Annotated in this window: 12 protein-coding genes; 5 read left to right on the top strand and 7 right to left on the bottom strand. The window is 47.7% G+C overall.

Going from position 1 to position 15,209, the window contains the following annotated elements; genetic code table 11:
* Positions 1–15: 15 nt before the first annotated feature.
* From mlaD to dxs, 6 genes are all read right to left on the bottom strand, one after another.
* Positions 16–687: an outer membrane lipid asymmetry maintenance protein MlaD gene (gene mlaD, locus P253_RS10125; RefSeq protein ID WP_016658517.1), complete on the bottom strand. Its 672-nt coding sequence runs from the start codon at positions 685–687 to the stop codon at positions 16–18.
* Complete coding sequence (mlaE, locus tag P253_RS10120) at positions 687–1,466, bottom strand: lipid asymmetry maintenance ABC transporter permease subunit MlaE (protein ID WP_005180328.1); 780 nt, start codon at positions 1,464–1,466, stop codon at positions 687–689. The genes mlaD and mlaE overlap by 1 nt, the downstream gene beginning before the upstream one ends.
* Positions 1,463–2,284, bottom strand: coding sequence for an ABC transporter ATP-binding protein (locus tag P253_RS10115; RefSeq protein WP_005180329.1), 822 nt, complete (start codon positions 2,282–2,284; stop codon positions 1,463–1,465). Before P253_RS10115 ends, mlaE begins: the two co-directional genes overlap by 4 nt.
* A 389-nt stretch (positions 2,285–2,673) precedes the next feature.
* Positions 2,674–4,458, bottom strand: a complete 1,785-nt coding sequence (locus P253_RS10110) for a DEAD/DEAH box helicase (RefSeq protein ID WP_005180331.1) — start codon at positions 4,456–4,458, stop codon at positions 2,674–2,676.
* Positions 4,459–4,915: 457 nt separating this feature from the next.
* On the bottom strand, positions 4,916–5,746 hold the full coding sequence (locus tag P253_RS10105; RefSeq protein ID WP_034597976.1) for an inositol monophosphatase family protein: 831 nt from the start codon (positions 5,744–5,746) through the stop codon (positions 4,916–4,918).
* A gap of 112 nt (positions 5,747–5,858) precedes the next feature.
* Positions 5,859–7,769, bottom strand: a complete 1,911-nt coding sequence (dxs, locus tag P253_RS10100) for a 1-deoxy-D-xylulose-5-phosphate synthase (RefSeq protein ID WP_016658516.1) — start codon at positions 7,767–7,769, stop codon at positions 5,859–5,861.
* Between the two features lie 310 nt (positions 7,770–8,079).
* On the opposite strand from dxs, the gene ribA reads away from it, so the two are divergent.
* Complete coding sequence (gene ribA / locus P253_RS10095) at positions 8,080–8,682, top strand: GTP cyclohydrolase II (protein ID WP_034598236.1); 603 nt, start codon at positions 8,080–8,082, stop codon at positions 8,680–8,682.
* Positions 8,683–8,997: 315 nt separating this feature from the next.
* On the opposite strand, the gene hemN is transcribed toward ribA, so the two are convergent.
* Positions 8,998–10,371, bottom strand: a complete 1,374-nt coding sequence (gene hemN / locus P253_RS10090) for an oxygen-independent coproporphyrinogen III oxidase (RefSeq protein WP_016658515.1) — start codon at positions 10,369–10,371, stop codon at positions 8,998–9,000.
* Positions 10,372–10,606: 235 nt separating this feature from the next.
* Between hemN and hemF the strand changes: the two genes are divergently transcribed.
* The 4 genes from hemF to P253_RS10070 all read left to right on the top strand — a co-directional run bounded on the left by hemF (position 10,607) and on the right by P253_RS10070 (position 15,204).
* Positions 10,607–11,548, top strand: coding sequence for an oxygen-dependent coproporphyrinogen oxidase (gene hemF / locus P253_RS10085; RefSeq protein WP_016658514.1), 942 nt, complete (start codon positions 10,607–10,609; stop codon positions 11,546–11,548).
* Positions 11,549–11,753: 205 nt separating this feature from the next.
* The gene (locus P253_RS10080; RefSeq protein ID WP_016658513.1) at positions 11,754–11,963 is read left to right on the top strand and encodes a hypothetical protein; all 210 of its coding nucleotides are present in this window, start codon (positions 11,754–11,756) and stop codon (positions 11,961–11,963) included.
* A gap of 218 nt (positions 11,964–12,181) precedes the next feature.
* Positions 12,182–12,970, top strand: coding sequence for a shikimate dehydrogenase (gene aroE / locus P253_RS10075; protein WP_005180346.1), 789 nt, complete (start codon positions 12,182–12,184; stop codon positions 12,968–12,970).
* A gap of 410 nt (positions 12,971–13,380) precedes the next feature.
* Positions 13,381–15,204 carry an acyl-CoA dehydrogenase C-terminal domain-containing protein gene (locus P253_RS10070; protein WP_016658512.1) on the top strand — a complete coding sequence of 608 codons (1,824 nt, stop codon included), beginning with the start codon at positions 13,381–13,383 and terminating at the stop codon, positions 15,202–15,204.
* The last annotated feature ends 5 nt before the right edge of the window (positions 15,205–15,209 follow it).

The raw sequence follows: 15,209 nt of genomic DNA, 5'->3' as shown, positions 1-15,209 counted from the left end.
AATTTCTCCTCTCAATTACTCAACAAATGACACTTCTGCATCTGTTGTTTCAGCGGATGTCTCATCTGCCGGGTTATCGGATGATGACTTGTTGCCTGCGCCGCCGGTTACAAACTTGGTCACAAGGTCTTCAATTTCCATGGTGCTTTGGGTATTGCTGATTTGATCACCACGTTTTAAATAATTCAGACCACCACCCGGTACAATCTTCAGGTACTTCTCACCCAAAAGACCATTGGTTGCTACCATTATGTAAGCATCTTCATCGATATTGGTGATGGAGGTCATGTTATCCAACAGTTGCTTTTCCATTGCTTTTTGTTGCGCAGAATCGGCTTCGCTGTATTCGCTGCTGTAACGCAACTCTTCCAGGGCATATTGTTGCACCTGTTGTAACTGTTCCTGATTAAAGGTGGTCAGCTCACCATCCAGAATCATGGTCACAGTGGCCAGACGCGTCACCGGGTCTAAAGTAATGGATTCGACCTGCCCGACTTTAACCCCGCTTAAGGCCACTTTGGCACGTGGTTTAATCCCGTTAATATTGTCAAACGTTGCAGTCATGGAATAACTGTCCTGAATGGTGGTGCCCACCAGACCACTGACCCGCATCGCCAGGAAGAATAAAGCAATACCAAACAGAATGACAAAAACACCGACGGCCAGCTCACTAGTACGTGATTTCATTAAACACCTCCGAACATGACCGCAGTCAATACGAAATCAAAACCTAAAACACAAAGCGATGAATACACCACGGTACGCGTGGTAGATGTCGCGATACCTTCAGACGTAGGCTCGCAGGCATAGCCTTGGTAGACCGCAATCCAGGTACAAATTAATGCAAAAACAAAACTTTTAATAATGGTGCCGTTAAAGATATCTTTATAGAACTGTACGGTGCTTTCCATACCGCTCCAGTAAGAGCCTTCATCGGCGCCTAAAAAATCTACCCCAACGAATTTACCGCCCATAATGCCGACTGCCGCAAAAATCACGGATAGCATCGGCAAGCTGAAAATCCCGGCCCATAAACGTGGCGAGATGACCCGTTTTAAAGGATCCACCCCGATCATTTCCATACTGGACAATTGTTCGGTGGCTTTCATCAGGCCAATTTCAGCAGTTAAGGCAGAACCGGCACGGCCAGCAAATAACAGGGCCGCAACCACTGGTGCCAGTTCACGCAGCAAGGTTAAGGCCACCGCGGTGCCCAGCATGGCTTCACTGCCAAAGGTCACCAGAATGCTGTACATTTGCAGGCCCAGCACCGCACCAATAAATAAGCCCGACACCACAATAATCAGCAGTGACATCACCCCGACGCGGTACATCTGGTAAATAAACAGTTTCACGCCAATCCAGGTTGGCATGGAAAATAAAATCTGGAGCAGCATTAATGTGGCAACGCCTATACCACGTACCCGCTCAATCACACGGCGTCCTAATGCAGCAATCGCATTCATGCTGAATGCACCTCATGACTTAAATAGGGTTGATGGCTAAACTGATAGTCGACCGGGCCTTCAACTGAACCGGTTAAGAACTGACGTACAAAAGGCGAGGCATGCTGTTTTAATTGTTCTGGGGTGCCTTCACCCTGCACTTTCCCTTCCGCCACCACATAAATATAGTCGGCAATGGAGAGGGTTTCGGCCACATCATGCGACACAATAATGGTGGTTAAATCCAGTGCTTCACGCAATGAACGGATTAAACGGGTCAATACGCCCATCACAATCGGGTCCTGACCGGCAAAAGGTTCATCGTACATAATCAGTTCCGGGTCCAGCGCAATGGCACGCGCCAAAGCCACACGACGGTTCATCCCGCCAGACAGTTCAGACGGCATGAGCTGCTCGGCACCACGCAAACCCACCGATTCCAGCTTTAAAGCCACCAGTTCGGCAATAAGATGTTCGGGTAAACGGGTATGTGCACGAATCGGGAAGGCCACGTTTTCATAAACCGTCATATCGGTAAACAAGGCACCGCTTTGAAACAGCATGCCCATTCGCGCCCGTGCTGCAAACAGCTCCTGACGTGACATTTTCCCAATATTCTTACCATCGAGCAGCACTTCACCCTGATCCGGAGTGAGCTGCCCGCCAATTAAACGCAGCAAGGTGGTTTTACCCGTGCCTGACGGTCCCATAATTGCAGTAATCTGCCCACGTCGAATTTTTAAGCTGACATTGTCGTAAATGACCCGCTCCCCTCGTTTAAAGCTCAGGTGATTGACTTCAATCAGTGCTGGCGCCTGTAGAGGTGTCTGATTATTCATAGCTGAGGATTTTCCTGCATTTTTTCAGCATGCATACTATAAAGGATTGGAGAACAAATTGTTATCTATGAAATTCTTTTAAACTGTGTACAAGTTGTACAATTTTATTATGGTCTAATTTGAGTGTAGAAACAAAGAGATGCAGCTTAGGCAAAAGTTCTGTAAATAAAAAAGATGAGGTTACAGAGCAGCAAAACCAAAAAAATATATGGCATAAGCACCTCTTTCATAGATGACACACCGGGCAGTTTGTGCGAATGATAATGAGACATCGCTTAATATATTCTTAAATAAACTTGAACCAGTATACATTTTCCTCATCAAAATTCAAATTTTCTCGCATAAAAAACCGGTGCAAGCACCGGTTTTCTGAATTCGCTCAGTTCAACTTAGTCGTTGAATTTACGACGACGGTCACCACCTTCACGGCGTGGACGGTCGCTGTTGAACTCGCGACGTGGACGATCTTCACCGAATGAACGCGCTGGACGGTCGCCAAAATCACGCTTAGGACGGTCACCGAAAGCACCTTCACGACGTGGTTTGTAGTCTACGCGGTTGCCACGGTTGTCATCATTGCTGTCAAAACGTGGACGCTCGTTGAAACCACCTTCGCGACGCGGACGGTCACTGTTGAATTCACGGCGTGGACGATCATCGAAAGAACGTTGTGGACGGTCACCAAAGCCACCTTCACGACGTGGACGGTCGCTGTTGAATTCGCGACGTGGACGGTCATCGAAAGAACGCTGTGGACGGTCGCCAAAGCCACCTTCACGACGCGGACGATCGCTGTTGAATTCACGACGTGGACGGTCTTCACCAAATGGACGCTCGCCACGTGGTTTGTCATCGAAGCTGCGACGTGGACGGTCATCACCGCCTTCACGACGTTTGAAGTTGCTTTCGCCTTCAAAACGACGGCCACCGCCAAAACCACCACGGCCACCGCGACCACCGTCACGTTTACCACCACGGCCGCCGTCACGACGTGGACGTGCTGGAGGTGGAGATGGCTCTAAACCTTCAATTTCAGATACTTCTAAACGTGCATCCAAATAGTCTTCAAGCGCACGAATTTTACCGCGTTCACGGTAAGTCGCCAAAGTAATGGCTTTACCAGTACGACCGGCACGACCAGTACGGCCAATACGGTGTACATAGTCTTCGTTCTTCATTGGCAGACCGAAGTTAATCACGTGAGAAATAGTCGGTACGTCCAGACCACGCGCTGCAACGTCAGTTGCAACTAAAATCTTGGCACGACCTTCACGAATGCTGCGTAAACGGCGGTTACGAACGGTTTGTGGCATTGCACCATGCAGCGCAACAACTGAGTGACCTGCTTCAGCCAGTTCTTCAGCCAGCATATCGGTATCTTCTTGGGTAGAAGCGAATACAACGGCCTGATCAAGATCCTGTTCGCTCAACCAGTGCGTCAACAGTTTTTTCTTGTGCTCGAAGCCATCAGTCCAGTGCAGCGTTTGAGTGATGTCAGTGTTAGTAGAGTGACCAGTTTCGATCGCAATACGTTCTGGCTCATTCATCATACGTTCAGCAAGCGTGATGATACGTGGTGCAAATGTCGCAGAGAACATTAAGGTCTGTTCGCGGTTTGCAGCCAAATCACTGATTGCTTCCAGGTCTTCAGAGAAACCCAGGTCCAGCATACGGTCAGCTTCGTCAACGATCAACGCATTAACTTTGTCGAGTTTGATTTGACGACGGTTCACAAGGTCAAGTAGACGACCTGGCGTCGCTACAACCACTTGTGCACCTTTTAACTGTTGAATTTGTTTACCAAAAGGCATACCACCCATGATCGCAGCAATACGAACACCTTTCATGTGACGTACAAATGCAATCGCGTCCTGGCTCACCTGTTGAGCAAGTTCACGTGTTGGGCAAAGTACCAGAATAGATGGCTGAGTAATGGCTTTCATACGTTCTTTAAACGGAACGAATGTGTCCTGGTTTGCAAGTGCGTTCAGCGTTGGGAGAAGGAACGCTGCAGTTTTACCCGAACCGGTTTGGCTTGATACAAGAAGATCTTTACCTTCTAATGCCGCAGGAATTGACTGTTCCTGTACAGGCGTAGGCGCAGTAAAGCCAAGAGCGTCTAACGCTTGTTGTAAAGTTTCGTGTAGAGGAAAATCAGCAAAAGTTTTGCTCATAGAGTATTTCACCCGAGAATTGGGTGCTCCATAATAATAAAGTCAAATGGACATCGGCAAAAAGCGGCACAGCATTGAACGCTGAAAATTTAAGAATTCAGCGGCGATCCGAGTAACGACGATGTTGATATAACGCACGCATGATTACGGCTTAACCTGAAGGAATCGCTTTAGCGATTGGGGCGCGAGATATCGTCCTCTCTTTGGACCGCACGCGCATACACAATGATTAGAAGAGAAATGTTCAGGTAATGAACGGAAATTAAGTGCGTGGGCGGATTATAGCAGGATTATTTTAAAAGTCATCTAATTTAATCAACTTTTGCGTTAATTTCTGTACCAGTCGTTAAACTTGAATTAAATCAAGCACAAATAACAGGCAAAAAAAACAGCCCGACTGGGCGGGCTGTTTTTTAAGGCTTGGGAGCAAGCCTTGTCATTTCACTCAATGCGTCTATTATTTTGCCGCGTCGCCCCAGGCAGGTACTACTGCCTTCATTAAAGGCTTCAGCATTTTCATAGAACACGCAAGTACCTGACCATTGTCCATAGAATCGCTGCCACCACGTGCATCCACTACAGTACCACCAGCTTCTTTGACGATTAACTCGCCCGCTGCGATATCCCACGGTTTTAGGCCCAGCTCGAAATAGCCATCTAAACGGCCAGCTGCCACATAAGCCAGATCCAGCGCAGCAGAACCTGCACGGCGATATTGCGCACCAGCTTCAGTCACGTTCAATAATGATTCGAAATGGTTTTTGGCATACGACACCACTTCACCATTACGTTTGGCGCGGTAAGCATGACCCACAGCCAGGAACGTATTCTCCAGGCTGTCTTTAACATTCACGCGGATACGGCGCTGATTAAGCATGGCACCACGACCACGGCTGGCAGAGAACAATTCGTCTTTGACTGGATCATAGATCACGCCGTGCTGAGTCACGCCTTTGTGCTGAACAGCAATAGAGATACAGAAATGCGGAAAACCGTTGATGAAGTTAAGCGTACCGTCTAAAGGATCGATCACCCAGCACCAATCGGCATCATGACCTTTACCTTCTTGCAGACCGAACTCTTCACCCAAGAAACTGTGATTTTTATAGCTTTTACGTAGGGTATCGATGGTCAACTGTTCCAGATAACGGTCAACACGCGTTACTGGACCATCAATTCCTTTTTCTTCGACTTGTAGATCGAGTTTATGACGATTCTGATGCGCTTTTAAAAGCTCTTGACCAACTGTTTGAGCCGCACGCGCAGCCATCACCACCATAGGTTCCATTGAACACCCACTACAAATTTGAAGATACTGATAAAGAATAATGCATAAAAGCCCCAACATTTTAGCAAATATTGGGGCTTTTGGGGAATAAATGTTTCTAAAATTTATTGCTTCAGGATGAAACGCTCTCGGTCAGCTTGTTCCAGGCCTGGGTCATGGCCTGCTCGATACCGGCGGCATCAAGACCGGCCTGCTGCAACATCTGGCTATGTGTGGCCTGTTGCATAAAGCTGTCATCCAGGCCTAAGTGAATAATAGGCTTGACCAGCTGAGCCTTGGCCAGATATTCACTGACGGCACTGCCCGCGCCGCCCATCACTGCATGTTCTTCTACGGTTACAAACAGCTGGGTGTTTTCAGCCAGGCGTTCAATCATGGCTTCATCCAGCGGTTTCACAAAACGCATGTTCACCACTTGCACGGCAATGTCATGCCGGGCTGCAAATGCCTGTGCTGCTTCAATGGCCGGATAGACCCGGCTACCAAAGGCCAAAATGGCAATCTGCTCATCCGACTGTTCATTAAAACGCGCCACAATTTCTGCCTGACCGATCTCCATCAGGTTCAATTGCTGCTGAATTTCGACTCCAACGCCATTACCGCGTGGATAACGCACCGCTGCCGGCCCCGGATAATGATAAGCCGTGTGCAGCATCTGGCGGCATTCATTTTCATCTTTCGGTGCCATAATCACCATGTTGGGTACGGTGCGCATATAGGCGTAATCGTAGGCACCGGCATGGGTCGGACCATCTTCACCGACCAGACCAGCCCGGTCGATGCCGAAAGTGACATCTAGATTTTGCAGCGCCACATCATGAATCAGCTGATCATATCCACGTTGCAGGAAGGTCGAATAAATTGCGACCACAGGTTTTAAACCTTCACAGGCCATTCCGGCGGCCAGGGTCACGGCATGCTGTTCGGCAATGGCCACATCAAAGAAACGCTCCGGATATTGCTTGGCAAACTGCACCATGCCCGAACCTTCGCACATGGCTGGGGTAATCGCCAGCAGACGTGAATCTTGTGCAGCTTCATCGGACAGCCATTGGCCAAAAACATCGGAATATTTAGGCGCCGCTGCTGCAGACGCACTGCTGTTGATTTTACTAATGGCGTGATATTTAATCTGGTCCGCTTCTGCCGGGGCAAAGCCTTTACCTTTTTTGGTATAGATGTGGATTAAACGCGGGCCTTTACGCTTTTTCAGTGCCTGGAATACATTGACCAGCTGATCAACATCATGGCCATCAAAAGGACCAAAATAATCAAAACCAATCGCTTTAAATAAATTATCAGCCGCATCGGTTGCAGCACAATGCAAACGTGAGGTGTAGTTCCACTCGGGATGTGGCTGGATATAGGCCTCGCCAGCAGCATCAATATGCACGCTTTCGCCGCGCTGCCACAGCGCCGCCAGATGTTTGGCAAAACCACCGGTGCTGCAGGAAATTGACATATCATTGTCGTTTAAAATGACCATTAAATCGGCCTGATGCGCCACCGCATCATTCATGGCTTCAAAGGCCATGCCGGCGGTCATGGCACCATCACCAATAATTGCCACCACTTCACGCTGCTGCTGCTGATAACGGCTAGCCAGCGCCATGCCCAAACCGGCAGAAATCGCGGTGGATGAATGTCCGACGCCAAAGGTATCAAATTCAGATTCTTCACGGGCCGGAAACGCGGCCAGACCATCTTTGGCACGAATAGTGGTCAGCTGTTCACGGCGTCCAGTTAAGGCTTTATGCGGATAAGCCTGATGACCGACATCCCAGATCAGACGGTCATGTGGCGTATTAAACGCATAATGCAAGGCCACAGTCAGTTCGATGACCCCTAAATTGGCACCGAAATGCCCGCCACTTTGCCCTGCTGCATACAAAATGAATTGACGTAACTCATCTGCCACTTGTGCTAACTGGCTTTGCGCGAGTAAACGTAATTGTTGTGGATGATCTATGCTATCCAGCAACGGTGTTACAGGGCGTTGAGTCGGTATTTCTGTATACAACATATGTGGCAAAGCCTTCTAAAGCCTGGCAAAACCTAAGCTAGGTCAAGGGGGAGTTACTCGATCATATAGTCGAATTGTACCATCTTCAATCAGCCACATTTCTAGCGATGTAGTTTTGAGCAATGATTTCAGTCGGGCAGTGTTTAGGTGGCGTAGATTATCCTGAATAACCTTGCTATTTATCAACTATTATCGTTCGCTTTCTACAAAAAAGAAAATCTTCTGCAGAAATTCAGCAATCCTATTCTACTAATGTCTGAGCATTAGGCTATACTTTAACGCATTCATGAACAATTTAACGGGTAAAACTGTGCCTATAGAATTTGTCGCAACGTCAAGACTACCAACCGCTTTTGGTGAATTTAAAATTACTGTATTTCAAGATCCGAAAACTGGCGAAGAGCATGTTGCACTGTCTAAAGGTCTGGAACAGGCCCCGACCGAACCGGTACTGGTTCGTGTCCATTCCGAGTGCTTAACCGGGGATGCCTTTGCTTCATTAAAATGTGACTGCGGCCCGCAATTACAGGCCACCCAGCGTCTGATTAATGAAGCCGGACAAGGGGTGATTTTATATTTGCGTCAGGAAGGACGCGGCATTGGCCTGACCAACAAGATTCGCGCCTATGCCCTGCAAGATCAGGGACATGATACGGTAGATGCCAATTTAATGCTGAATCTGCCTGCCGATGCCCGTCAATATGATATGTGCAGCATTATGCTGGATCATCTGCAAGTCAAAGCGGTGCGGTTAATTACCAATAACCCGCTAAAGATTGAAGCATTGCGTGAACAAGGAATTAATGTGGTTGATCGCGTGCCGTTAACGGTAGGTTTAAACCCGTTTAATGAGCAGTATTTAAAGACCAAACATGAGCGTATGGCGCATATGTACCAAAAAGATGACTTCTAAGTCATTTTAAGGTTTCCAAAAACAGCTTTCCCTCTTTTAGAGTCAAAACACCTTTTAATCAAATGACCGGCGACAGGAATGTCGCCTTTCCGCTTATCTCGATTAAATGGCTTCTTTTTAAACTATTTCAAATTGGCAGACTACCTGTATCAATAACATTTCATTCTGCATGAAGGCTTTTTCTTTGTTACTTTGACGGGGCAAAGTAACCAAACCCCTTTATTTCACTGATATGGCATCCCTGCCATACAGTGAAATGGCGACCTCCCTGTCGCCGGGTCATGTGATTGAATGCTGAATTGGATAAGATAAAAATTAAATCGTCATCGAGAAAATACGGGTACTCGGTACTTTACGTTTTAAACGCAAATCAAACGCCATACAGATATTACGTACAAACGGTTTGCCCTGCTCCGTAACCTGTAAATGATCCTCAAACAGCGTTAACAAGCCATCTTCCTGCATTTCTTCCAGCTGCTTGAGCACCTCAGGCAATTCCGGGAACTGCATCTCTGGCTCGGCCCATGAGGTCTGGAAGCTGCACATCAAATTCAGGATATGCCGGCGAATCATCAGGTCCTCAGCGGTCAATACATGCCCGCGAAATACCGGAATTTCATTCTGTTCCAGTCGCGCATAATAATCTTCCAGGGTCTTTTCATTTTGCGCAAAGCTGTACCAGCTATCACTGATGGAAGATAACCCAAGCCCAATCATCAGCTGGGTTTTGGAAGCGGTATAGCCCATAAAGTTACGGTGCAGACTGCCCTGCTGAAAAGCCTGATACATGGCATCGCTTTTCAGGGCAAAATGATCCATGCCAATTTCATGATAACCATGCGCCAGCAATTTCTTCTTGCCCTCTTCATACAGGGTACGTTTCAGTTCATCTTTTGGCACATCATCATCTTTAAAACCGCGCTGGCCATTGCCTTTAATCCACGGTACATGCGCATAACTATAAAAAGCCAGACGGTCCGGATTTAACTGGGTGGTCTGCTGAATGGTATTTAAAACATCCTCCAGATTCTGAAAAGGCAAGCCAAAAACCAGATCATGCGAAATTGACGTGTAGCCAATATCACGCGCCCATTCGGTCACACGCTGCACATGTTCATAAGGCTGAATCCGGTGGATGGCTTTCTGGACCTTTTCATTATAGTCCTGCACGCCATAGCTGACCCGGCGAAAGCCCAGATCATATAGCGCCTGCAAATGTTCACGGGTGGTATTGTTCGGATGGCCTTCAAAACTGAATTCATGCTCGGGCGCGACTATGGCTTTGGCCAGAATGCCCTGAATCAGCTGCTGTAAATGGGCTACAGAAAAGAAAGTCGGCGTGCCGCCACCCAAATGGATTTCTTTAATCATCGGCCGGTCTGGCAGTAACTGGCAATATAAATCCCACTCTTTCAGCACTGCCTGAATGTAGGGTTGCTCCATTTCGTGGCGCTTGGTGACACGCTTATGGCAACCGCAAAAGGTACATAAACTTTCGCAGAAGGGCAGATGGATATACAGGCTGATGCCTTCGCTGGCATTGGATTCAGCAAACGCGCGTTGCAGACTTTGCTGCCAGGCCTCGCGAGAAAAACTGGCCTCTTCCCAATACGGTACGGTCGGATAACTGGTATAGCGGGGTCCTGGAACATTGTATTTTTGTACGAGAGAACTGGCCGGTTTCAACATCTACATTGCTCCACTGCAATTGACCCTATGAGGTAGGCACAAGGCCCGTATTCACTATTGTGCGGAGCTTAAAACAGGAATTCAACCTAGCCTTTTGGTCGGGAATCGGGAAGCTCATGCTGTTGCCTTTTTACTTAGATCAGCCATGCGCAGCGTACAGCAGCCCTTCCCCTCTTAATTTTTTTACCAATCTGTGCTTTGATGTACTTATTGTTTTTTATTCATGAGTGTCATCATGCAGCATCCAACCTCCGCTGATATTCAACGCGTACGTGAATTTCTTCTCGATTTACAGGCGCGCATCTGTGCCGCGTTAGAACAACAGGAACGGGCCAGCGGCGGTACGGCTGAATTTGTGATTGATGACTGGCAGCGCCCTGAAGGGGGCGGTGGCCGTTCCCGGGTCCTACAAAACGGCAGCGTGATTGAAAAAGGCGGGGTGATGTTCTCGCATATTAACATCTCCAAACTGCCTGCCTCGGCAACTGAACGTCATCCCGGTATTGCCGGTGCCAAAGCGCAGGCCATGGGTGTATCCCTGGTGATTCATCCGAAAAATCCGAATGTCCCGACCTCACATGCCAATGTTCGTCTATTTGTAGCCGAACCGGAAGGTCAGGACCCGATCTGGTGGTTTGGCGGCGGTTTTGACCTGACCCCGTTTTATCCGAATGATGAAGATGTCCTGTCCTGGCATCAGACGGCACATGACTTATGTGCACCCTTTGGCGAGCAGGTCTATACCGAACACAAACAGTGGTGTGATGACTATTTTTATCTGAAACATCGCGATGAACAGCGCGGGGTCGGCGGTCTGTTCTTTGACGATTTAAACCAGTGGGATTTTGACACCTGCTTTGAATATATTCAGGCGGTGGGCAACGGCTATCTGGAAGCGATTTTACCGATTTTTAAACGCAATCAAGATAAACCTTATACCGAAGCGCAGCGTGAATTCCAGCTCTATCGTCGTGGCCGCTATGTGGAATATAATCTGGTCTATGACCGCGGCACGCTGTTTGGCCTGCAAACTGGCGGCCGGATTGAATCCATTCTGGTCAGCTTGCCCAACCTGGCCGGCTGGAGTTATCGCCCGGAATGGGATGCCGATTCCGCAGAGAAAAAACTCACCGACTATTATTTAAAGCCGCATGACTGGCTACGCGAACTACAATAAGTTTCTAAAAAGCTACCGCAAATAGCGGTAGCTTTTTTTCTTGCAACATACGCTTGCAAGGTGCATACGTTTCAATATATTTGCATACACTTTTTCGCCAACTCTTCACAAGACTTTCATTTAAAGCGAGTAGACTCTATAGTCTTGGTTTAATGCGTCTGGCGAAAGATGGAATTGAGCCAATATCGATTTAAGGAACACTCCCATGCTGCAAAATTTTATTGCTCAACACAAAGGTCTGCTATTCTGGCTAATTCTCAGTCTTCTAGTCTGCTCTCTCAGCATTACTTTTATTTTTGAACATCCTTTAAGTGACAGCCTGTCGATTGTGGCCAGTGTTTTTGCCCTGATTGCTCTGGTCTTTACTTCAGTTTTGCTGGTTTTGGATACTATTTTAGATATCTGTAATCCTTAAGCCGTCACAGGTTTACAGATCAGACTGCTTTATTGATCTTTTTATTTTTCTCTATTCGATTTTCTCTTCTTTTACCTTATCCCCCTCTTCCCTGCCCGACACCCGATTGTGTCGTTTTGCTTATTGGATTTATTCCAATTGTTCATCATTTGCAGGCTTTAGCCCCTGCCCGATTTGGCGTATATTGATGGGCATTTCAGCAAATGGATCATGTGAAAATGCGCAAACAATTTGCCGTTGTGGGCAACCCGATTGAACAGTCCCGCTCTCCAGAACTGCATCATGCCTTTGCCGAAAAAACCGGGGTTGATCTGGTCTATCGCAAACGCCTGGCACCATTGGATGGTTTTGAAGCCAATATTCGTGAATTCTTTGCCGAAGGTGGGGTAGGCATGAATGTCACCGTGCCTTTTAAGGAACAGGCTTTTGCCTTGTGTGATGTGCTCAGCGAACGGGCCAAAACCGCCAAAGCTGTAAATACCTTATGGATGCAAGATGGTCAGCTGCATGGGGACAATACCGATGGTCAAGGGCTGGTCGATGCCATTCGTGCGCTGAACTGGAATTTGGACAATACTAAAATTCTGATTATTGGCGCTGGTGGCGCCACCCGTGGCGTGATTTATCCACTGGTTCAGGCCGGCGTGAAAAAAGTGGTGATTGCCAACCGTACTCTGGCGCGTGCCGAGCAGCTGGTGGCCGATTTGCAACAGGCCGTACCACAGGCCGAATTGTCTACCATTGGTCTGGATGCACTAGCGGGCGAGTTTGACATTGTCATTAATGCGACATCGGCCAGCTTGAGTGGCGATGCCTTAATCCTGCCGGACGCGCTGCAATTTCAACATGCCTATGAAATGGCCTATGGCAAGCCCTCCAGTTTTCTGGAACAGGCCAAAGCCCGTCAGATTCCAACCTCGGAAGGCTTTGGCATGCTGGTCGGTCAGGCGATTGAATCGTTTTCAATCTGGAATGGGGTCAAACCCGATTTAAAAGATTTTCTTTAAAATCTGCGATTTTGCCCAGAAAAAGAACCGATCTTGCACGGTTCTTTTTTTATGCCTAGCCTTTGGGCTGCACAATTAACCCGTATTATGATTGGATTTAATGACACAAATATGGCAACCGATTTGCCCAGATTTAAACGTCTTTGCCGGCCATTAGGCTTTGGTCCTAGATCATGCTCACTTATGTTTTATTTTGTTATAATTTAAATAAATAGAATACAAAAAACAGTGGTGACAAGGGCAGGATTTTCTCCTAAATTAGAACTGATCCCACGTCTATAAGATTCTATTGATTCGCTTTTCTGACATTTTTAACTGAATTCAACATCAATGTATTTTGATGCGCAGTGTGAATAATCAAACTATCCGATCAGATAATCCAAAACTATTTTTAAATCAGGATTAATGTTATGCCAGCATATAAAGCGCCTTTACACGACATTCGTTTCTTAATGAATGAAGTGTTTGACTATCCAGCACATTATCAAACTTTGTCTAACGGTGAAGCAGCAGATCCAGAAACAGTCGACATGATTCTCGAAGGGGCGGCTGATTTTTGTGAAAATGTCCTCTCTCCTTTGAACCAGACCGGCGACCAGGAAGGCTGTCATTTTGAAAATGGCGAAGTGAAAACGCCAAAAGGCTTTAAAGAAGCCTATGACCAGTTTGTGCAAAGCGGCTGGCAAGGTCTGTCTTATCCAGAACAGTACGGCGGTCAAAACCTGCCAATGTCGTTAAACCTGATCAAATCTGAAATGATGGGCACCGCCAACTGGTCATTCCAGATGTATCCGGGTTTAAGCGTGGGCTGTATCAACACCATTATCCAGTACGGCACAGACGAACAAAAAGATACCTATTTACCGCATCTGGTAGCAGGCACCTGGTCAGGAACCATGTGTTTGACCGAGCCACAATGTGGTACTGACTTAGGTCAGGTAAAAACCAAAGCAGAACCGCAAGCCGATGGCACTTATGCCATTTCAGGCACCAAAATCTTTATTTCTGCCGGCGAACATGACCTGACCGAAAATATTGTCCATATTGTGCTGGCGCGTTTACCGGATGCTCCGGCCGGCACCAAAGGCATTTCCCTGTTTATCGTACCGAAATTCCTGCCATCTGCAGATGGTGGCGTGGGTGAGCGTAACCCGGTGACCTGTGGTTCGATTGAACACAAAATGGGGATTCGCGCGTCAGCAACCGCGGTGCTGAACTTTGACAATGCGGTGGGTTATTTAATTGGCGAACCAAACAAAGGCCTGCATGCCATGTTCACCTTTATGAATACTGCCCGTATTGGTACCGCGATTCAGGGGATCTGTCATGCGGAACTGGCCTTCCAGGGTGCTTTACCGTATGCCAAAGAGCGGATGTCAATGCGTGCTCTGTCCGGTAAAAAAGATCCGGAAAAAGTGGCCGATGCCATTATTCACCATGCCGATGTGCGCCGTATGCTGCTGACGCAAAAAGCCATTGCTGAAGGCGGTCGTGCCATGATTTATCATGCCGCACAAATTGCCGACAAAATGACCGATGCACTGGAGCGTGGCGATACTGCTGCCTTTGAACAGCATGATGATCACCTGGGTTTCTATACTCCAATTCTAAAAGGCTTCCTGACTGAAATGGGCTATGAAGCAGCCAACCACGGCATGCAGGTTTATGGCGGTCATGGTTATATCAAAGAATGGGGCATGGAACAGATTGTACGTGACTCGCGTATCTCGACCCTATATGAAGGCACCACCGGTGTACAGGCGCTTGACCTGATTGGCCGTAAAGTACTGCTGACCTCAAAAGGTAAAGTGATTCGTGACTATACCGCAGAAATTCTGAAATTCTGTGGTCAGCACGCCCGTAATAAATACATGCGCCGTTTTGCCTGGGACTTAACCAAGCTATGCGCGCAGTGGAACGCCCTGACGGTACGCATCATGCTGGCGGCACGTAAAGACCGCGACATCGTCTCAAGTGCCTCTGTCGACTTCCTGATGTTCTCGGGTTATGTGATGATGGCTTACTTCTGGGCACAGCAGGCGGCCGTTGCATCGGCCAAACTGGCATCGAATGATGGCGCAGAAACCCCAGAATTCTACAAAGCGAAAATCAAAGTGGCAGATTTCTACTTTGAACGCTTATTGCCACGTACTCAAGGTCATGCCGAAGCAATGGTCAATCCATCTAAAACCATGACGGCATTGGCACCGGAACATTTTAGCTTCGACTACTAAGTCAA

This window comes from Acinetobacter indicus CIP 110367 (assembly GCF_000488255.1).
GTDB classification, from domain to species: Bacteria; Pseudomonadota; Gammaproteobacteria; order Pseudomonadales; family Moraxellaceae; genus Acinetobacter; species Acinetobacter indicus.
This window is presented reverse-complemented; position numbering and strand designations above follow the sequence as displayed.

Bases quoted from the DNA above. Each gene is read 5' to 3' on its own strand.
- mlaD (WP_016658517.1), bottom strand. From the start codon at position 687: ATGAAATCACGTACTAGTGAGCTGGCCGTCGGTGTTTTTGTCATTCTG.
- mlaE (WP_005180328.1), bottom strand. From the start codon at position 1,466: ATGAATGCGATTGCTGCATTAGGACGCCGTGTGATTGAGCGGGTACGT.
- P253_RS10115 (WP_005180329.1), bottom strand. From the start codon at position 2,284: ATGAATAATCAGACACCTCTACAGGCGCCAGCACTGATTGAAGTCAAT.
- P253_RS10110 (WP_005180331.1), bottom strand. From the start codon at position 4,458: ATGAGCAAAACTTTTGCTGATTTTCCTCTACACGAAACTTTACAACAA.
- P253_RS10105 (WP_034597976.1), bottom strand. From the start codon at position 5,746: ATGGAACCTATGGTGGTGATGGCTGCGCGTGCGGCTCAAACAGTTGGT.
- dxs (WP_016658516.1), bottom strand. From the start codon at position 7,769: ATGTTGTATACAGAAATACCGACTCAACGCCCTGTAACACCGTTGCTG.
- hemN (WP_016658515.1), bottom strand. From the start codon at position 10,371: ATGTTGAAACCGGCCAGTTCTCTCGTACAAAAATACAATGTTCCAGGA.
- hemF (WP_016658514.1), top strand. From the start codon at position 10,607: ATGCAGCATCCAACCTCCGCTGATATTCAACGCGTACGTGAATTTCTT.
- P253_RS10080 (WP_016658513.1), top strand. From the start codon at position 11,754: ATGCTGCAAAATTTTATTGCTCAACACAAAGGTCTGCTATTCTGGCTA.
- aroE (WP_005180346.1), top strand. From the start codon at position 12,182: ATGCGCAAACAATTTGCCGTTGTGGGCAACCCGATTGAACAGTCCCGC.
- P253_RS10070 (WP_016658512.1), top strand. From the start codon at position 13,381: ATGCCAGCATATAAAGCGCCTTTACACGACATTCGTTTCTTAATGAAT.